This window comes from Shewanella sp. 125m-7, assembly GCF_052977045.1.
In genome coordinates, this window is sequence record NZ_JBRILQ010000014.1 from 16,561 (window position 1) to 37,779 (window position 21,219).

The following is a 21,219-nucleotide window of genomic DNA, read 5'->3' on the forward strand; positions in this document are numbered from 1 at the left end:
CACTCAACTTAGGTGCTTACTCAACATTAATTGTTAAATACGTTTGGCACGACGGCCGCCTAAAATAAACAAAAAGAAAATACTGCCCATCACCGAGGTAATGATCCCCACTGGCAGCTCTTGATAACTCAATAAGGTTCGCGCTAATACATCGACCCAAACCATAAATAATCCGCCGACGAGTGCCGTTAATAGCAATGGGAATCGACCTGGGAAAAGCAAACGCACCGTATGTGGCACCATCAAGCCTATAAAGCCGATGCCACCGCAATTAGCGACTAATATGGCTGTGATGAGTGAGCAGATAAGCAGCATAGATAAACGCAAACGAGCGACGTTAATTCCTAGGGTATGGGCGGTTTCATCACCGGCGCGCATCGCCACTATTTGGCGCTTATTGAGTAAGATAATTAGCAGAGATAGCAATACCACCGAAGCTGGTAGCCACAAGCCTTGCCAGCTGGCTTTAGCGAAACTACCTAAGGTCCAAAACAGTACCGATGCCGCCGCTTGAGGGCTGGAAAAATACAACATCAAACTGGCTAATGCGCCGAACATAAACGAGGTTGCCACGCCTGAAAGCAACATGCGCTCAACTTGGGTGCTTAAGTTACGCCCGCATAAGCTCAATACTAGCAATACCGATAAGCTTGCACCGATAAATGCGCCAACGGGAAGACTAAACCACAACATGCTCTGACTAAAAAGCGTTAACGCCACTACCGCGCCAAATGATGCGCCCGATGAAATACCAAACAGATAAGGGTCTGCCAGCGGGTTACGGGTCACGGTTTGCAACACACTGCCCGCTATCGACAGGCCTGCACCCGCTATGAAGGCCAGCAAAACTCGCGGTAAACGTAGCTCCCAAATAATGCGCTCTTTTACGCCTATAGATTCACCAATAGAATCGCCTATGGGATAACCTAGATTAAACAGCTTGTGGCTAAATACGGTCAGTACATCGCTCATGCTAATACTGGCAGCGCCAAAACTGCTGGCTGCAACCGGGGTGAACAACGCCGCGAAAGTGAGTATGAATAGCACGAGATACTCGGCTCGCCGACGACAATTAATGGCTAATGGGTTACTGGCGATTAAAGCCTTATTCATCTTGGTCTCCAGCTTTCATTTGAACAAGAGCCTCAGCTTTCATTTGAACAAGAGCCTCAGCTCGCACACTCCTCTTTATATCGACTCTTGTATGAACGCCGCTTGCCAAAACCGTTTCGTAGCCATAGAAATAACTGATAAGTGGATTGCCATGTTGAGGGTGCGGCCTGATTTCACAGCACACATCAAATACCTTGGCGATACGTTGCTCAGTGAGTACCATTTTGGGTGTTCCACTGGCTATAGCGCAGCCGTTATCTAGCAGCAAAAGCTCATCACACAGCGCACTGGCAAGGTTAAGATCATGAATAGAGGTAATGACTGTGATGTTGAGGCTGCGTAGCAGCTCCAAGGTTTGGATCTGATAACGAATATCTAAGTGATTTGTCGGTTCATCGAGAATAAGCAGTTTAGGGCGCTGCACTATGGCGCGAGCGATCAATGCCCGCTGCTTCTCTCCGCCTGATAAGCTCTCATAAGCTTGATTGGCTTTATCTTCAAGACCCACTTTTCCAAGCGCCTGTGCAACCACAACGCGATCGCTGCGGCTAGTAAAATCAAAGGCACTTTTATGAGGCGTTAAACCAAGAGCAATAAGTTGCGCTGTAGTCATTTCAAAATGATGGGGCGTGTCTTGCAGTACCACGGCGATTTGCTGGGCAAAAGCTTTAGCCGATAGCGCGCTAATATCTTGGCCGAATAAATTAATGCTGCCGCTGCTAGGCTTAATAAAGCGATATAAGCAGCGAAGTAAACTGGATTTACCCGCGCCATTAGGGCCAATAATGCCCAGCATTTTGCCTTCAGCTAAGCTAAACTCAATTGCCGATAAAATCGCTTTACCGTCTAAGTGCCAACTTAAATCTTTAACCGCTAGCACGGTTTTAATTTGCTGCTGTGATTTCGAATTAGCCATTGTTGCCATTCAACCATTCATAGAAAAAACTGGCATCTAGCAAGCAAGTGTCCAAGCAAGAGTCTAATAACCCAGTATCGAGTTTCATTTATTGTCTCCCTCGAGTCGCCCGCACGAGTTTATGTGTATATGGATACACTTTTTAATTATCAACACGTACTGAATGATACGTAATGAACAACATAAGTTAGGCAGGTATCTGACTTGGAAGCGCAGCCCTATGGCTAACCTTCCCTACAGTTGCGGGTACAGTCCGGACTAAGCGGCGAATAACTGCCAGCCTCCGGTTCCCTTTATGCTGTTAAGCACCTAACTTTCATTTTTTAGCTATCTTTTATGCTAAGAGCAAACGCAGCCTTTAACGCAAGCAGCGCTACATAAGATAACGCCGCAGTTTAGCATCATACCAGCAAGGCTGATATCACCTTTGTTTTATAAATAAAACCAAGATTGACGGGCTAAAGCCCGACCTACGATAAAAAGGTTCTAGGTTCTAAGCTCTAGGTTCTAAGCTCTAGGTCCTAGGTCCTAGGTCCATCTTTAAACTTCTACCGCCAATTTAGGGTCATGAACTGCTTATTATCATTGTGCAGCACATCAATCGCTACCGTGGCCGCGTAAGGCAATTTAAGCGAGGTGTAAAAACCCGCACACTGACTGACGTCCAGAGCTTTACTCATTAAATGACGTATTACGCCACCGTGAGTCACCACTAATACCGTCTTTCCTTGATGCAGCTTGAGCATCGCCTGCCAGGCTTTATCGATACGCGCCTCAAAATCTTGCATAGACTCGCCATGAGGCGGCGATAGCAACCAAGGGTTTTTCCAGTAGTTATCAAGCGCTGAACCACAAGTTTGATAAAGCGCGTCGAAGGTTTGCCCGTCCCAATCGCCGAAGTTCAGCTCTTTAAAACCGGCTTCAATAGAAAAGTCTAAATCATGCTCACGAGCCAATTGCTCTGCGATGTTGGCGCAGCGCTGAAGCGGTGAACTAATCACACTATTAACGGTAAAATCGACTGACAAATCGGTTAAGCATAAGGCGGAAAATGCCTTTTTCATCTGCAACTGACCAAGCTCAGTTAACGCAACATCAACTTGGCCGCGTAAAATATTGCCACCATCGCATTCGCCGTGCCGAAGTAAAATCACCTTAGTGGTTTGCATTATACCTGTTGACCTTCATTATTTATCAGCAACTTAGTTAAAATTCATTGGCTTTTAATGCTGAAAAAGTATCATGCTTTAGCACTTGCACTTTTTATCGCCTCTCACGTATTATGGACGTCTATACGTATAAATGTCCAAACAAAATAAAAGGTCACTCATAATAAACGACCTTAACTGAAAATAACGGACATGATTTACACCAGATCTAGGTAAGTTAAGTATTCAGAGACTTATTTTGCTTGGTATTACAAGAATAACGATTTGCGAACTGGTAGGAATTATCTATGGCAACCTGTACCCCAACACATGCCTTGAGCGCAGTAGCACATACTCAAGACTCTGCCGACAAGGTTTTAGCAGTACTTACCCAAAAGCTTCAAGATGGGATCCTTATCCTCGACGGCGCGATGGGCACCATGATCCAAGATCGCAAATTTGAAGAACATGACTTTCGTGGTGAACAGTTCAAAGACTGGCATTGTGATGTAAAGGGCAACAACGATATGTTGGTGCTCACCCAAGCCGATGCTATCAAGCAGATCCACAAAGACTACCTGTTAGCTGGCTCTGACATCATCGAAACCAATACCTTTAACGCTACGCGTATCGCCATGGCCGATTACGACATGCAGGAGCATTCAGCTGCGATCAACTTAGCGGGTGCACGCATTGCACGCGAAGCGGCCAATGAAGTTGAAGCAGAGACGGGTCGCCAATGTTACGTTGCAGGGGTACTTGGCCCAACGAACCGAACCTGCTCAATTAGCCCCGATGTGAATGACCCAGGCTACCGTAACGTGAGTTTTGATGAGCTGGTTGAAGCCTACGTCGAGTCAATCAACGCGCTAATTGCAGGCGGCTGCGACATCATCATGGTCGAAACCATTTTTGATACGCTAAATGCCAAAGCCGCACTGTTTGCGATTGAAACGGTATATGACACCCAAGGTTTCCGCTTACCGATTATGATCTCTGGCACCATTACCGATGCCTCTGGCCGTACCTTAACCGGACAAACCACCGAAGCATTCTATAACTCACTGCGCCATGTTAAGCCTCTGTCTATTGGTCTTAACTGCGCCCTTGGGCCAAAAGAGCTGCGCCCTTATGTTGAAGAGTTATCGAAAATCTCTGAGTGCTTTGTCTCGGCGCACCCCAATGCAGGCCTACCTAACGAGTTTGGTGGCTATGATGAAACGCCCGAGCAGATGGCCAACATTATTGAAGAGTGGGCAGCTGACGGCTTCTTAAACATCATTGGTGGTTGCTGTGGTAGTACGCCTGAGCATATTCGCGTTATCCGTGAAGCGGTTATTAAGCACCCGGCCCGCGTACTGCCCGACATCCCAGTTGCATGTCGTCTATCAGGGCTTGAGCCGCTGACCATTGATAAAAATTCGCTATTTTTAAACGTCGGCGAACGTACTAACGTAACCGGATCGGCTAAGTTTTTACGCCTGATCAAAACTGGCGAATATGAAGAAGCGCTGTCGGTTGCCCGTGAGCAAGTTGAAAGCGGCGCACAGATCATCGATATCAACATGGATGAAGGCATGCTCGATGGCGTTGAGATGATGCACAAATTCCTCAACCTTATCGCCTCTGAGCCTGATATCTCGCGCGTACCGATTATGATCGACTCCTCTAAGTGGGAAGTGATTGAAGCGGGCCTTAAATGCATCCAAGGTAAAGGCATCGTTAACTCTATCTCGCTTAAAGAGGGTGAAGAAAAATTCATCGAGCAAGCAACCTTAGTTAAACGCTACGGCGCTGCGGCAATTATCATGGCGTTCGATGAACAGGGCCAAGCCGACACCAAAGCACGTAAAATCGAGATTTGTACCCGCGCCTATAACGTGCTGGTTGATAAAGTCGGTTTTCCGCCAGAAGACATTATCTTTGATCCCAATATCTTTGCCATCGCCACCGGTATTGAAGAGCACGATAACTACGCGGTCGACTTTATCGAAGCCACCGCCGAGATAAAACGCACCCTACCCCACGCCATGATCTCCGGCGGCGTGTCGAACGTGTCGTTCTCGTTTCGTGGTAACAATCCCGTGCGTGAAGCGATTCACGCGGTGTTCCTGTATCACGCGATTCAAGCTGGCATGGACATGGGTATTGTCAACGCCGGTCAGCTAGCCATTTACGATGATATCGACACCGAATTAAAAGAGCGAGTTGAGGCAATCGTACAGAACTTACCTTGCAGCGCTGTCGATAAAAATGGGGAGCCGACTAACAACACTGAACTCTTGTTAGAGGTTGCGGAAAAATTTCGCGGCGATGGCAGCCAAACCGTTAAGAAAGAAGATTTAGAGTGGCGCACTAAGCCGGTAAATGAGCGTTTAGCCCATGCGCTGGTTAAAGGTATTACCGACTTTATTGATGCAGATACTGAAGAAGCACGCCAGCAGGCCACTCGCCCATTAGATGTGATTGAAGGGCCATTGATGGATGGGATGAACATTGTTGGTGACCTGTTTGGCTCTGGCAAAATGTTCCTACCGCAAGTGGTAAAATCTGCCCGTGTAATGAAAAAAGCCGTGGCTTACCTCAACCCGTATATTGAGCTTGAAAAAACGCCAGGCCAATCAAACGGCAAAATATTAATGGTCACCGTAAAAGGTGATGTACATGATATCGGCAAAAATATTGTGGGTGTGGTGCTAGCGTGTAACGGCTATGAAGTCATTGATTTGGGCGTAATGGTGCCGGTTGAGAAAATTATCGAAGTCGCTAAGGCGGAAAATGTCGATATTATCGGCATGTCAGGCCTTATCACCCCAAGCCTTGATGAGATGGTGCATAACGTTAAGAGCTTCCATAAGGCAGGCTTAACGATCCCTTCGATTATTGGCGGTGCTACTTGCTCAAAAATTCATACCGCAGTGAAAATAGCCCCGCACTCGCCAACCGGTGCTATTTATATTGCTGACGCCTCACGCGCCGTGCCTATGGTATCGAAGCTGATTAACAACCAAACGCGTCAAGCGACCATCGATGAAGCGTATCAAGAATACCAAGTGATGCGCGAAAAGCGTCTATCACAGGCTAAACGAAAGATTATTACCTCTATTGAGGCGGCGCGTGAAAACCGCTGCCAACACGACTGGGAAAACTACACTCCATTTGTACCTAACATACTGGGTCGTCAAGTGTTTGATGATTATCCACTAGAAGACTTAGTCGAGCGTATCGACTGGACGCCATTTTTCCGCAGCTGGGAGCTACACGGTCACTTCCCACGTATTTTAGATGATGAAGTGGTGGGTGTTGAGGCGCGTAAATTATTTGATGACGGCAAAGCTATGCTGGATAAAATAATCAGTGAAAAGTGGCTTACCGCCAAAGCGGTTATCGGCTTGTTCCCAGCCAACACAGTTAACCATGACGATATTGAGCTGTACTCTGCCGATGGGACGGATGAATCTCGCGAGCAACCAATCATCACCCTGCACCACCTGCGGATGCAGATTGAGCGCGTCGGTAACGACAACTTCTGCTTAGCTGATTTTGTTGCGCCAAAAGACTCAGGTGTTGCCGATTATATGGGGGGCTTTGCGGTAACAGCAGGCCATGGCATCGACGAACATATTGCTCGTTTTGAAGCCGACCATGATGACTACAGCGCCATTATGCTTAAATGCTTGGCTGACCGTTTAGCCGAAGCCTTTGCCGAGCGGATGCACGAGCGTGTACGCAAAGAGTTTTGGGGTTATGCGTCTGATGAGGTACTTGATAACGAAGCGCTTATTCGCGAAAAATACAAAGGAATACGGCCAGCTCCAGGCTATCCTGCATGTCCTGATCATACCGAGAAAGGCCTGCTGTGGGATTTATTAAAGCCAGATGAAACCATTGGCCTTAACATCACCGAAAGTTATGCCATGTTCCCAACGGCTGCAGTATCGGGTTGGTACTTTGCCCATCCTAAATCCCGCTACTTTGGCGTCACCAATATTGGCCGCGATCAGGTAGAAGATTACGCAGCACGTAAAGGTATGAGCATTGAAGACACGGAAAGATGGTTAGCCCCAGTGCTTGACTATGATCCAGAGTAAAGAGCCAGCCTTGAGCGGGAGAACAAACTTGTTTGTTCGGCGGCCATAGGCCTAAAGCAAACAGCCTTGAACGGAAGAACAAACTTGTTTGTTCGGTGGCCGTAGGCCTAAAACAAAAAGCCATAAGAGTCCTCAACACGCTTGTACCAAGCGTGCAGGGTCGAAGAAAGAGTAAGATGGAATTCAAGTATTGTCCCACTGATAACACTATCAGTGGGACTTTGCTATTACGTTTACTTACTTTCCTGAATATGAGTCATCAGGTATTTAGCATCTTTCCAAACACCGCCGAGTGTTGCAGAGCCGCGGGTATACAACCAAGGCAGACCAATAAAATACAATCCATCAACGTCTTTACTCACGCCGCGATAATTACTCGGGTAGTTCATCTCATCAAAAGAGATATCTTCAATCCAAAAGAAATTGGGTTTAAAACCGGTAGCCCAAATAATGTTTTTGATACTGCTGATACTGCCTTTTTGAAACTTGATACTACTTGCATCAGCTGACAATGTTCTGCCCATATGAATCACATTTTCTTTTGCCAAAAGAGATTTCACATCAGTACCGATAACAGGCTGCCCGCCCTTACTCAACCATTTGCCTATTTTGCTAAAACGGTTAACCGATAAAAAGCCAATATGAGTAAACCACCACCATAGCGTTTTACCTAAAAATGACTGCGGAATAGCGGTGATTTTATCTGTACCAGAGAAGTGAACTTTGCGCCCGGTATCGGCAATTTCTGATAAAATTTGCACGCCAGAATCACCCGCTCCAACCACTAAACAGTCACCCTCTTGTAGCTGTGCAGGGCTTTTATAGTTTTCACTGTGTAATTGAGTAATATCTTCTGCGATATTGACATGGCAAGGCGGCGTATAGGGAGTATGAAAAGGGCCGGTGGCGATAATGAGTTGTTTGGCTTGATAGCTGGCGGTGTCACTGGTGATCTCAAAAATACCATCGACTTTCTTTACCGAAGTAATTCTTTGATTGAATTCAATAGGTATCGAAAACGTCTCGGCATAACTCTTTAAGTAATCTGCCACTTCATATTTATTGGGGTAATACCCTTTAGGGAACGGAAATGGCATCCCTGGTAGGTGGTTATATTCAGTCGGAGTAAACAACTTTAGAGAATCCCAGCGCTTTAACCAAGGTGCACCAATGTGTTCGTTGGCATCTAAAATCAAGTAATCTTGATTATGCTTAGACAAGTTATAGGCCATAGACAGTCCAGACTGACCCGCGCCAATAATGATAAATTCTTTCATGAGCTCCAAAAAACGTGCTTATAGGTATTATTATGCGCAGTATTCTAACAGAACATAAGCCTAGAGCCTGACTCATACAGAAAACACCCAAAGAGCTAACTGTAAACATTTCCTTATAACCAGATAGAAACCACGAGTAAGTGCATCGATACTTTTACCCAAATAACCACAAGATGCTCGATTCTGCGCTCCCGTAGGGCAAGCCGAGAGTTACTTGGATACAGTAATCAAAAGAAACCTCATTGCCGGCGGCTGCAGATTAGATCTTAAAGTCTAAAGTTTGAACTTCTATATCACGCAATTTCGGCGTGATATAGGACGGTCAATAGGAACGAGAGCAAGTAGAATATTACCCAGTGCGTAAAGGCATGGGCATAGAGGAAACCAAGTGCAGATCTAAAATAAAGAGCTAGAAAACATTACTCATACAAGGCTTTACCCTTGTCGAGGATTTATCATGGGTTAATGATAACGCCTTATACTGATTAATATTCATGGCCACTTGACTCAATAACCCCTCAGCTCCTTTTGCCGCTTCGCTCTCATAAACCAAAGGCACCATAGTTAAATCATGGGACTTAGCCTGCGCATCGATAAACTGTAACTGGGACCAAAAAAAGTTTGAGATCAGATGAAACAGGCAACTCCCCACGCCTAGGTGACGCCACTCTGGTACCACATAGGCATATAATAAGTAACAACAGCCACCAATTTGCCGGTCATGACAGGTATTATCGTCTGAATACCAAGAGTCGAGTAAGCCAACATTAAAGGTCACAAAAGCCACTGGCGTGCGCTTTTCCTCTTCAGCGAAAGCAACCAACCGATAGTGTCTTTTATGTCGACTTTCCGATAGGTGGCTTACCGGGCTTAGCGTTTGAAAAATCTGCTGGATGGCGGCATTATCGTCTGCACTTTTACTGCAAAAATATTGCTGCAAAGCAGAGGTGTTTTCATGAAGTGAATCGTCATAAACACTGACACAAGGTATAACAGATGACTCATCTAGCTCCACAGAAGGTGGAGCCTGAAGACGCAAATCTTTTTCAGCTAATGTTTGAATAAAGCCATTGTGTAGTTGAAAACGGCTAAAATCATCAAGCAGGTGAAGTAAGGGAAATAGCTCCGCCTTACTTTTATGAAGTGCCATATACAGCTCCGTTCAATAAACTCATTTCCGGTATGTTATCCGTACAAATAAAATAGTATCGACATCAATACAGACCACATTTTGAATTAACTATAGGTACAAATTATTTCCCTGTAAAACCCCCTTAAAGCAGGTTAGCTGCGGGCTCCGCTGTGAAATAACATCAAGCCATTGTAAATAAAGACAAGCAGTACCCCTGACACCATGTTTCCTGTTATGAAATAAAATCGTTTCAATCAAATCCAGTTATTCAGGTTGAGGATTTTTCGAGGTGAAGGAGTGGATATTGAGAAAGTGTATCTGTTTATGAAGCCATACCCTATTTACTGAGCCACTAAGCCTCTGTGGTAAGCAAGCTATTTTACCTAGTCCTGCAATTTTTATATTCGCAACGTGACTATCTAGCCTAGTGACACAACAAAATTAATCGACTTAAATCTTGGGATACTTCCTGCAGCTTTTGCCAAGCCGTATACACTTATATCTATGGATAATAAAGTGAAAATGGGGAAAGTACGTGAGTCGAGTAACCAAGTTCAAGCGCAAAGGACGACTATGCTGGCTTTACCTATTTTTGTCGGTAATGCTGTTATCTATGCCCTCAAGCGCCCAAACCCTACCTGATGCCACTTTTTTAAAAAGTGAAATCACTCGCCTTAATAGTGAATCCCCAAAAAGTGAAGCCTTAATTAACCAATATGAGACCTTACTCTCCCGGGTTAATGGCTACAAAAAACAGAAAGCCGAACGCGACAAATATCGAAATATTGTCAGCCAGTTTCCGGTGCAGCGAGAGCGGTTACTAAAAAAAATAACCGACGTAGAGCAGCTAGAGATCTTTAATTTTCGACAACAAAATAAGTACAGCGATCTTTCTCAATCTATCGCAACACTAGAGGCTGCTGTGACTGAGTGGCGCTCAACCTATCAATCCAATAGTGATCAAAGTAAACAGCTGGTTAATGCAAGAACGGCTCTGCCCCAATCTCTTGCGCAAACAGATCGAGAAATCGAACAAGCCTCTATTATTAAAAGCGATACAGGCAGTCAGTTAGATCAGTGGCTTGAGTCAACCCATTTGGCCATGCTCAAACTTCAACGACAAGTAACTTCCGCTCAGTTACAAAGTTTAGACGAACGCACTGAATTGCTGCGTTTAGAGCAACAATTGTTGGACCAAAAAATTCAAACAGCCTCGCCAATACTGATTAAATTACAAGATAAATTGACGCGAGTTGAACAAGCTTCAGTTAAAACACTGATTGAAAAAGCAAGACAGGTTAGTGAGGAGTCAGCCCAAGGCGATGCACAAGATCAACAACAGATAGAACAACTCAAAAAATATACTTTGGAATTAGAACAGGTATTAGCAGAAATAGATAAAGCTCGGATCGCTTATCAAAAAATAGAGTCGGAACAGCGCAGTTTAACCGATGAACAGCGCTTGATAAAAACGAACCTAGCCTGGTTGCGTGACAGCACCGCTTTTGGCGCTTCCATTCGAGCACAGTTGCAACGCCTGCCTTCCAAAGTGGACACTCGATATATCCCAGACGGTATTGCCAAAGCCCACATTCGCAAATACGAAATAGGTCAGATAAGAGATAATGCACTAGAAAGTACTACTGCCGCAGATAAAGCGAGCGATAAAGCCCCTGATAAGTTAGCCGCGTTATTAGATCAATTATTAGCTCAATTGACAAAGGACTATGAAAAACTTATTTCTGCATTGAGCCAATTAAAATTAGTCAAAGACCAATATGCGCAAACAGTTGAAAAGGCTCGCAGCTTTTTAAAAGAACAGCAGTTATGGACGCGCAGCAACGTACCTATCTGGCAGCACCTTACCGATTTTAAAGAAGAAATTTGGTTTGGAACCAATAAATCATTTAAAGACATGTTCGATAAAGTGACACAAAGGCAGTCGATAATATTGGCTACAGTGTTTGCTTTATACACCAGCCTTCTTATCTATATGACTGCACGACTCAATCGATACGCAGCACGACGTAAAGATGAGCTCCATAAGGTCTTTGGTCACCCATTAAAAGACCGTTTTTACTTTACTTTTTCGTTATTTGCATTAGCAATCCTGCGTGCGCTTATTTTACCTATTTGGTATGTGATAACGACTTGGTTAGTCTATTGGCTTTGGCCTGTACCAACTTCGAATGAGCTCAGTACACTCATTTTCGCCAGTGCATCAGGCCTGTTTGTCGTCGAACTCATTAACGCCCTAAGTTATAAGCAGGGCGTATTAGCTTTACACCTAAATTGGCCTGAAAATATTTGTGACTACCTGCACCGAGGAACGCAACGCATTCGCTGGCCGTTTATCATTTTATTGATGTGTATTTTTGCTGCAGAGCTTATATCTGGTATCCATGAAGCAGAAATATCACGAGTGCTGTTCCTATTACTGATGGGGGTCATGATGACGGTGTTTATTTCACTGTTGAAGGAAAACCATTTGCCCTCCACGTTACCCGCGCCTCTCAATCGAGGATTTTCTCTCTATCTATTTCGTTTTGTGATTATCGGCTCGTTTATCACCATTATCGTTATGGCGGTCATGGGGCTCTATATTGCGTCATGGATTTTACTTATCTATCAGCAACTCACTATTTACGTGGTGTTAGCAGTGCTATTCACCTATCAAATGGGAGAGCGCTGGTTAAAGCTAGAGCATAGGCAACTTAACTACCAACGATTGCTAGCCCGACGCGAAGAGCTGATTGCCCAGCAACAAGAACAAGAGCAAACAGATGAAATACCCGAAATTGCCGAGCTAAGAGAAACGATTCCTGATGTGGAAGAACGCAGCTTAGCGAGTGAGCAGATAAGTGAGCAATCATTAACCTTATTACGTGGTTTTTCCTTGATAGGCTTAATTGTTGCGGTGTTAACCCTGTGGTCAAGTGCATTGGAGATGACCAGCTGGTTAGATAGCATCGTGGTATGGCAGGTAAACGAGATCACGGAAACCGGTGTGAAGCTAGTGGATGTGACTCTGCAATCATTGCTTTATGCAATGGTGACATTAATCGTAACCTTTGTTGGAGTACGAAACTTACCGGGAATTTTAGAGCTGTTGGTCCTACGCCGTCTTGATTTGGCTCCAGGTGCAGGCTATGCCGTGACAACCTTGCTACGCTATGTGATCTTGATGGGAGGCTTAATGGCCGCATTTTCCATCTTGGGCTTTCAATGGTCTAAGTTGCAATGGCTGGTCGCCGCATTCGGCGTTGGCTTAGGCTTTGGATTACAAGAAATTTTCGCTAACTTCATTTCCGGTTTGATTCTCTTGTTTGAACGGCCAATACGTATTGGCGATATTGTCACTATTAATGATTTATCGGGAACAGTCAGTAAAATTCAGACCCGTGCAACCACCATTATTGATTGGGATAACAAAGAAATAGTGGTGCCAAATAAGACCTTTATTACAGAAAAGCTAATTAACTGGTCATTGACGAGTCCCATCACCAGAATCGTCATTCCTATTGGAGTCGCTTACGGCTCTGATATCGATCAAGTGGAGACCTTGCTGTACCAAATTGCAGATGAGCACCCATTGGTGTTACCCGAACCACAACCTTCCGTGGTGTTCAGAACATTTGGGGCAAGTAGTCTTGATTTTGAATTGAGAGTGCATATCACTGCGATTGAATTACGTCTATCAACGGTTCATATCATCAATAAAAACATTGATCGCTTGTTCCGAGAGCACGAGATTGAAATTGCCTTCCCGCAAATGGATGTGCATGTTCGTGATTTCCCACCTAAACCCCAAGACACGTAACCTTCTATTTTAAATCGATATTTTATGTATTCGAAACAGATGCGATGGTTAGCCTACAAGAGGGCAGAATTAGAACTATATTTATCTAAACTTTAGTTCATTTAATTAGCAACGCTCATGGTGGTAGCGCAAAGGACAGAGCCATCATATACCCAAGCTACTTCAAGATGCTCGTTTCAGCGAGAATTTATTGGCTGCTAATCAAGGCGCAAATTTGTAAGCATAGTCGCTCTACGTTAAAAATCGGCAACGCAGAGTAAAAGCCAATAAAACTCGCCCTTCGGGAGTGACTCAGCGTATCTACTTCTGTGTCAAATAAGTTTAAAAAGGGAATGCCATTCCAGCACTCATTTTCCTTGAATTAAACACGCTGAGATCACTCTGAATCCTGCATCTTGAGGTAACTTGGGTATATTAAGCACAACTAGGCCTGTAACACCTGCTTTAAAAGGGAAACTTTAATACGAAAAGGATGAACCATGGCAACGCGGATTGGTACTAACCCGCAAAAAGAAAAAACACTATTTGGCTTCAAATCGATTATTTTGTTAGGCATTAACGCTATCATTGGATCAGGTATTTTTCTGCTACCTGGCGATGCTTACCAAGCACTCGGTCCATCTTCCATTTTGGTTTTTCTACTGTGCGCACTGTTAGTCATGTCTCTAGCACTATGTTTTGCAGAGCTATCATCACGCGTCAGCCAAAATGGCTCCTCCTATGTTTATGTTCGTGCGGCATTTGGTGATTATGCGGGGTTTATCGTCGGCACCCTAACTTGGGTTGCATCATGCCTAGGCATTGCCAGTTCTTTTGCGGCATTACTCACTGCGGCCAAACCGTTATTCCCCCTGCTAGCTGAGCCATGGCTTTATAATGTAGTGGGCTGCTCCTTAATTGTTATGCTGTTTTTTATTTCATATTTAGGAGTGAAAAGCTCAAGACGGGTGTCAGACTTTTCATCAATCGCAAAATTATTAGCGTTAACGATCTTTATTCTTTTTGGGCTTTCGGCAGTACAGCATACAAACTTCATCCCCTTTGTACCTGTCACTCTTGACTCTGATGTCTTATACGGTGAGCGATTAGGCAGTATTTTTGTGGTGTTGTTTTTTGCCTTTACTGGCTTTGAAAGCCTACCTATTGCCGCTGCACATATGCGTAACCCGAAAAAGAATCTACCGATTGCATTATTGGTTGTAGTGAGTGTCTGCACTTTATTTTATCTGTTGATTATGTGGATCTGCATCGGCATTCTGGGGCCCGCGCTAAGCCATACGAGTGTGCCTGTTGCCAGTGCAAGCCAGCAACTTTGGGGAGCAAGTGGCTTGTGGTTTATTACGTTAGCGACGCTAATTTCTATATTAGGCGTTGCCTTTTCAGGCATATTTAATACGCCAATTCTCTTGGCTGCATTAGCTGAGCAGGGGTTTGCGCCGATGGGATTAGCGAGGGTAAACCCGCGTGGTAGTTATGGCGTAGCCATTACATTAACCACGACGGTCGTGCTACTTACTTTCTTAAGTGGTGGTTTTTTACTGCTAGCCACATTAATGACCGCGGCCGTATTTTTGCAATATATTCCGGTCGCTTTAGCCGTCATTAAGTTACGCAGAAGTCAGGCGGCACCTGCGCAATTCCACCTTCCATTTGGCTATGCGATACCCATATTTTCAGTCTCTTTTACGCTGCTAATGATGCTTATGGCGGGGTGGGAAATTATTTTGTTTTCTCTTGGCAGTTGGCTTGCCGCCAGCCTATTGTATTTTGGTTATACCCGTTACCGTTCAGGTTAAACGGGGAAACCCGTTAACGGAATTAAAAACACAGGAAAGCTATACCTTTTTAGCTGACTGAGGAATTGCACCTCTGTACTCGAACCTTGTTAAAAAGCTAAGCCTACGGCTCCCACCTATCTGAGTCGCATTAATGGCCGCGACAGATGCTTTATTCGTTATTAATTGAATCAATGAACGGCTCGGCCCTAAAGATAATAACACTCCCCCCTTTATGTCAGGCTTCGCTCAGCGCAGAAAGGGAATTTTTTTGTTAACTGGATCGCTAAAATATCCAAAAGCTAACTATTTACTCTGCTTCATGGTGCTATAGTGATTTCAGTTCTAAAATAAACCAGTTCAGTCTTTCAAGGAGCATCTATGTTAAATGAAAATCATGCGCTTATTTTCGACTTCCCAGAGTTTAAACAAGACATTGTTTATTTAAACTATACCGACCAAGAGTTCGACAAACTGTCCAAGCAATACCACCTGCTCGATTATGACATTCGTCAGCTAGAAATTGCCGGTAGCCCTACCGATGACGAGCATATGCATCAACTCAAGGTGCAACGCGCTACCCTAAAAGATGTTTTATTCCAAAGGCTAAAAGCACATCACGACTAAGCTCATTCATAAACAGCTAAGCCATAAACAACGAAGTCATATGCAATCAATACTAGCCAGAAGAACAAGTTCCTTTGTCTTTTGGCTATGATGACTCTCACCACATAAGCTATTACTCCTACCCTAATCTTGCGGCTAAATGAAGAATACTTTGCAGTTATTTGTTATTGAGATCTTTCGCAACTGGGTAAATGAATGCTAATATTTACGCTTAACACTTCGTATAATCTCAATGATATGGTTTGAGAGTTTCTACCAAGAACCCTAAATTCTTGATTATGAAGACTTTACTTTATGTAATGCTAATTTAATAAGTTTGCTGCATTGTTGCTGTGCGACACTTGAGCACTGATGAACTTAGATTGGTATACCCACTTAATAAAGGAGAGCTTCATGAATTATCTACAGCTACCCAAAATCGATCTTCATTGCCACCTAGACGGTAGCGTTCGCCCGCAAACCGTTATCGACCTTGCCCAAATTCAAGGCGTTACAATCCCTAGCGATAACGTTGATGACATTAAAGCGTTAATGGTGGCGCCAGAATCTTGCCCTAATCTTGATGAATACCTTACCCGCTTTGCCCTGCCAGTATCCGTTATGCAAACAGAAGCAGCGCTTGAGCGTATTTCCTTCGAGCTATTTGAAGATGCGGCAAAAGAAAATGTGAAGTACTTAGAGGTACGTTTTGGCCCACAACTTCACCGCAAGCAAGGCCTTAACTTCGAGCAAATTATTGGCAGTGTAGTCAAAGGGATGCGCCGCGCTGAAGCGCAATATGATATTAAAGGTAACTACATATTATCCATCATTAAAGTACTACCAAAAGATGATATTAATGATGTGATTGATGCAGGTGCTAAGTTCCTTAATAACGGCGTAGTGGCATTTGACTTAGCGGCTAGCGAAGAACCAGGCTTTTGTCATGATTACATCCCCTACGCAAAATATGCGCTTGAAAGCGGCTACCGCATCACCATTCATGCCGGTGAGCAAGGTGTTGGCCAGAACGTCTATGATGCCATTTCACTGTTAGGTGCAGAGCGCATCGGTCATGGTATTCATATCAATAGCCATAAAGAGGCGTACGATTTAGTGCGTTCAGAGGCTGTAGCACTAGAAACTTGCCCTAGCAGCAACGTACAAACTAAAGCGGTTGAAAGTTTAGAAAGCCACCCATTGGGTGACTTCTACCGCGATGGTTTGCTGGTCACCATTAACACTGACAACCGCACCGTGTCTGACACCACAATGACCAAAGAGCTGCAGCTGGCGGTAGAGAAGTTTAACTTAAGCGAACAAGACTACTTTACCATCTACAAGATGAGTGCAGAGAACTCGTTTGCGTCTAACGAAGTAAAGCAGTCGCTATTGAAGCATATTGGCTAGAGTTTAAGGCTAACGCTTTAAAACCATCGCTTTAAGACTAGGGCTTTAAGGCTAGCGCTTTAGCTAAAATAACAAGCCAAACCTAATGAGCAAAAAGGCTATTAACTTTCGTTAATAGCCTTTTTATTACGGGCTTTTACAATAACCTGTCAGCAATAAGATAATTGCTAACGATTAAAAGATATCGTAAATCACGGCTCTAAAGCTTGAAGGGGAATGTGTATAAGTAATAGTTTCATCCACGGCACCATCACCATCGGTATCTCTAGATTCAGATAACATGTTGCCATTGCTGTTATAGGTATAACGATAAAAATGATTAGGAGTGCCGTCGTTATCGCTATCATACTCATCGGTTAGCTCATTGCCATCCACATCAAAAGTACTAATATAGCGAGTATCTATGGTCCCATCAGCATCAGTGTCTTTTTCATAAGTTAAGCGATTTCCCTTATCGTCATAAGTGTAATAATAGTGCCCGCTATTAACACCGACCTCTTCAAAACTCCTGAGTATCTGATAACCATTAGCGTCATAAGTATAGCTATTGCGCCAATCGATACTGCCATCAGCATCATTATCCTGTTCATTAACGAGTTGGTTGCTATTACTATCAAATGTAGTCGTAGCTATCTGCTCAACTTGACCATCGCCATCCCAGTCATAACGACTCGATGTCTGATTACCGCGATCATCATATGTAAACTCATGGTATGAAGTCTTAGTCACTCGATTGTCAGAGTATCCCGTTGACGTTAAACGATTGCCCATTAAATCATAAGTGTAAACAGTTAAGTCATCGACTTGACCATCCCCGTCATTATCATAGCTATAACTTAGGTTATTCCCCACAGCGTCATAAGTATAAGTGCTAACATAATCTGGAGTGCCGTTCCCATCACTGTCATAATGAGTCAAAATGCCATTACCTACACTATCAAACTCTTCAGTAAACCGGCTATCGACTACACCATCGCCATCATCGTCAGATTCAGACTTTATTTCGTTGCCGTTAGAATCATAGCTGCGGTAATAAGCACTATTTACGCTGCCATCACCATCAGAATCATTACTGTAATTTAACTGGCGACCACCATCATCGTAAGTATAAGTGCGGGTATAAGTCTTCAAGTCATTTTCATATTGCTCTTTATGAATGCGGTCACCCAGGTCACTGTATAATTCCTTATATACCTTATCTACACTGCCATCACCGTCACTATCGGTATGAGTAATCGTTCGGATCTCTAAGCTGTGGGAAATTTCATTCATGCGATAATAGCTATCGAGTGCGATTCCATAACTAACAATATCACCGTTATCTAACAAACCTTCGGCAGCCGCGGGTTGCAAAATACGTTTTAACGGTTTATCTCCTTCTCCCCAACGACGCCCTTTACCTGCTAAATAAAAGAAATGCTGTTCAAGATCGATAGCATCACCGGTAAACATCTGCAACAGCCCCTCTGGGATGTTAATACCGTTATCAGGGTTAGAGTCATCATCAACACTATGTAGCAGTGAGAGGGTATTATTGAAGCGGAAGAAAGCGACTTTATCACTATGGTAATCAGGGAGTTTCTCTAGATTTTTTAGCTGACCATAGGTTGTATACAAGGTGGTTTGAGGCAACAGTTCGGTTAAAGCCATCGACTTTTGTGCGCTGACCGTATCGCCAATTGGGGTTGTACCGATTGAGAATGAGATATCTTCGCCAGCTTGATAGAGAAACTTGCCCTCTTCGTCTGTTACACCTGATTGGGTTGTCGTTTTATAGGCAAGACCTGAGATTAAGATATCACTAAGCTGGCCAGTAATTGGCGTCACATTAACGGTTCGCTCGATACTAGTAGCAAGGTTACCCGCAGCATCCGTGGCATCGTAAGTGAGTGTATAGCTGCCCACTTTTGATAAATCTACGCTTCCAGAAACGGTTGCAACCAATGCTTGCTCTACATTATCTGTCACTGAGGAGCCTGGATCAGTAAAGCTGCTATTTTGCTCAACTGTAATTGTCGCCTCACCATTAAGCGCTATAACAGGTGCTGTTTGATCGGTGACATTCACGACTCTTGAGACTTCAGCGCTATTACCTGCGCTATCAACCGCACTGTAAGTTAAATTGTAACTGCCTACACTACGGGTATCGACTGTACCACTGGTTATGACAGCAAGGTTAGTATCAACATTATCGCTAACTGAGGCGCCAGGATCTAAAAAATCAGCTCCATGTGCAACGAGCATTGGGCTGTCGCCATTTAAGCTAATGACTGGCGCCTGAACATCGCCGTCATCACCGCCACCACAGGCGGTTAAGGTAAGGAGTGAAAAGGAGATCGCTACAGAAACTGCAGTAGGTTTATGAATCATACCGGACACCTTTGTTATTATTTTGTTGCACACAAGCTAATTATATTGATCTAGATCACAAATTAAAAGGGATTATCAGTCAAATGAATGATTGAATTGCGATTACAGAATTTCGATATTTTAGATTAATAGCAACAAGCTAAATAATGGTATGACTTATATGCCACTCCCTAGTTTTCAAAACCTAATGTTAATCACCTCTAGCACAACCCAAGCTCAGGCTAATTTGAACTGAATCTAAGCTTAAGCTGCTCGCATAACTTTTAAGCTCCCTTCTGTTTAGCTCAATAAGGCCAAACCTAGCGCTTTTATTTTAATTTTGTGAACTAGGCACCTAGGTTTCGGCGCACACTTGTACGCATAATAAGGTGTTAGCCAGATATCAGAAATATTGACTATTGGAGTTTGCAATGCAGAACATAGATTGCCCACAGTGCAGCCATAAAATCGACCTAAATTCAATCTCTTGCCCACAATGCCATGCTGCGCAAGGGTTAGAATCCTTTGCGGGAGTCGATCCTGATATGCATATTAAAAACCAAAAACTCGCAATCTGGTTTAGCTTGTTATTCGGTGGGTTGGGATTACACAAGTTCTATTTAGGTCAACACCTAAAGGGCAGTTTATACTTAGCATTTAGCTGGACACTTGTGCCTATGGTCGTTGGTTGGGTCGATGCGGTTCGTACATTGAAGATGACCCCATTTAATTTTGAGCAGCGTTACTGTAAACGTGTGTCACAAGGGTTTTAATTAAGAGCAACCTAAACAACTTTCCTAACTGAGTTGATAAAGAAAAGACAGCCTCGGCTGTCTTTTCTTATATATAGTCATTGAAGATTAGAACTTGCGGGCACTATGATCACTAAGTGATGGGGTATGACACATACCACACGACTCCATGCTAATCGCACTTTCTAGTGGCATATTGATAAAGGCATTACCAAAGTCCATCATATGCTCAGCAACCGTGCCATCCTTCATCTTGCGATCAAAGTCATGACAAGACCCACAAGTTGCCGCCCAAGGTGAACTGTACAAGTTCTTTTGGGTGGCTAACGGCGTCTTATGCTCGAATGAGGCAAGGTTAAACTTACTGTGGCATTGGCTACAATCAGATACGATTGCTGAGATTGATGGGTGCGATGTAACTTCATCTCTATGGCGCCTTGGTTTGCAGCATTGGCCCAAGTGCCATGAGTCTAACGCTCTTGTTCAAAGTTGAAGTGCAGCACAATCACCCAGTTGCATATTGTCGTTAAGCGTGAAACCTACAGCGCTACTTGACTCAACAAAACTGTTATGGATTTGGAAATTATCCGAGTGACAAGCAGCATTAAAGCTGCGGCTAGTGTTAATTCAGAGCCGTGTGAATCAGCGACTTGTTGCTCTATATCACTTTAAAAGTGACAGCCGCCACAACTTACATTGACGCTTTGACCTGTGTACTTATTGCCTTTTCGGTCACTAAAGTATGAGAATTATCATGGATTACATGCTCTAAATGTTGAAACCTCGCACATTCCCCTTCATATAGGATCTACTATAGCAACTAACACAAG

General features: G+C 43.9%; 13 protein-coding genes and 2 riboswitches. Of the genes, 6 read left to right on the top strand and 7 right to left on the bottom strand.

Going from position 1 to position 21,219, the window contains the following annotated elements:
- Positions 1-33: 33 nt before the first annotated feature.
- The 3 genes from ACVBIL_RS08705 to ACVBIL_RS08715 form a co-directional block, all read right to left on the bottom strand.
- Positions 34-1,113, bottom strand: coding sequence for a FecCD family ABC transporter permease (locus tag ACVBIL_RS08705; protein WP_447166586.1), 1,080 nt, complete (start codon positions 1,111-1,113; stop codon positions 34-36).
- Positions 1,106-2,038 carry an ABC transporter ATP-binding protein gene (locus ACVBIL_RS08710; RefSeq protein ID WP_447166587.1) on the bottom strand — a complete coding sequence of 311 codons (933 nt, stop codon included), beginning with the start codon at positions 2,036-2,038 and terminating at the stop codon, positions 1,106-1,108. The genes ACVBIL_RS08705 and ACVBIL_RS08710 overlap by 8 nt, the downstream gene beginning before the upstream one ends.
- A 164-nt stretch (positions 2,039-2,202) precedes the next feature.
- Positions 2,203-2,357, bottom strand: a riboswitch (cobalamin riboswitch).
- 220 nt (positions 2,358-2,577) lie between these two features.
- Positions 2,578-3,198, bottom strand: a complete 621-nt coding sequence (locus ACVBIL_RS08715; RefSeq protein ID WP_447166588.1) for a histidine phosphatase family protein — start codon at positions 3,196-3,198, stop codon at positions 2,578-2,580.
- Between the two features lie 287 nt (positions 3,199-3,485).
- On the opposite strand from ACVBIL_RS08715, the gene metH reads away from it, so the two are divergent.
- Entirely contained in the window at positions 3,486-7,268 is a 3,783-nt protein-coding gene (gene metH / locus ACVBIL_RS08720; protein ID WP_447166589.1) for a methionine synthase, read from the top strand.
- Between the two features lie 233 nt (positions 7,269-7,501).
- Here the strand turns inward: metH and ACVBIL_RS08725 are convergent, their stop codons facing one another.
- Together ACVBIL_RS08725 and ACVBIL_RS08730 are read right to left on the bottom strand one after the other, a co-directional pair.
- Positions 7,502-8,545 carry a flavin-containing monooxygenase gene (locus tag ACVBIL_RS08725; protein WP_447166590.1) on the bottom strand — a complete coding sequence of 348 codons (1,044 nt, stop codon included), beginning with the start codon at positions 8,543-8,545 and terminating at the stop codon, positions 7,502-7,504.
- 409 nt (positions 8,546-8,954) lie between these two features.
- Positions 8,955-9,695 carry a hypothetical protein gene (locus ACVBIL_RS08730; protein ID WP_447166591.1) on the bottom strand — a complete coding sequence of 247 codons (741 nt, stop codon included), beginning with the start codon at positions 9,693-9,695 and terminating at the stop codon, positions 8,955-8,957.
- Positions 9,696-10,212: 517 nt separating this feature from the next.
- On the opposite strand from ACVBIL_RS08730, the gene ACVBIL_RS08735 reads away from it, so the two are divergent.
- The 4 genes from ACVBIL_RS08735 to add all read left to right on the top strand — a co-directional run bounded on the left by ACVBIL_RS08735 (position 10,213) and on the right by add (position 17,288).
- Positions 10,213-13,497, top strand: coding sequence for a mechanosensitive ion channel domain-containing protein (locus ACVBIL_RS08735; RefSeq protein ID WP_447166592.1), 3,285 nt, complete (start codon positions 10,213-10,215; stop codon positions 13,495-13,497).
- Between the two features lie 479 nt (positions 13,498-13,976).
- Complete coding sequence (locus tag ACVBIL_RS08740) at positions 13,977-15,293, top strand: APC family permease (RefSeq protein ID WP_447166593.1); 1,317 nt, start codon at positions 13,977-13,979, stop codon at positions 15,291-15,293.
- Between the two features lie 360 nt (positions 15,294-15,653).
- A complete protein-coding gene (locus ACVBIL_RS08745) occupies positions 15,654-15,899 on the top strand; it encodes a YdcH family protein (protein WP_447166594.1) in 246 nt (81 codons plus the stop codon).
- A gap of 199 nt (positions 15,900-16,098) precedes the next feature.
- Positions 16,099-16,198, top strand: a riboswitch (purine riboswitch).
- A 94-nt stretch (positions 16,199-16,292) separates the two neighbouring features.
- A complete protein-coding gene (gene add, locus ACVBIL_RS08750) occupies positions 16,293-17,288 on the top strand; it encodes an adenosine deaminase (RefSeq protein WP_447166595.1) in 996 nt (331 codons plus the stop codon).
- Positions 17,289-17,462: 174 nt separating this feature from the next.
- Here add and ACVBIL_RS08755 read toward each other — a convergent pair whose 3' ends face one another.
- Entirely contained in the window at positions 17,463-19,658 is a 2,196-nt protein-coding gene (locus ACVBIL_RS08755) for an immunoglobulin-like domain-containing protein (protein ID WP_447166596.1), read from the bottom strand.
- 410 nt (positions 19,659-20,068) lie between these two features.
- On the opposite strand from ACVBIL_RS08755, the gene ACVBIL_RS08760 reads away from it, so the two are divergent.
- A complete protein-coding gene (locus ACVBIL_RS08760) occupies positions 20,069-20,410 on the top strand; it encodes an NINE protein (RefSeq protein ID WP_447166597.1) in 342 nt (113 codons plus the stop codon).
- 87 nt (positions 20,411-20,497) lie between these two features.
- On the opposite strand, the gene ACVBIL_RS08765 is transcribed toward ACVBIL_RS08760, so the two are convergent.
- Complete coding sequence (locus tag ACVBIL_RS08765; RefSeq protein ID WP_447166598.1) at positions 20,498-20,848, bottom strand: multiheme c-type cytochrome; 351 nt, start codon at positions 20,846-20,848, stop codon at positions 20,498-20,500.
- Between the last annotated feature and the right edge of the window lie 371 nt (positions 20,849-21,219).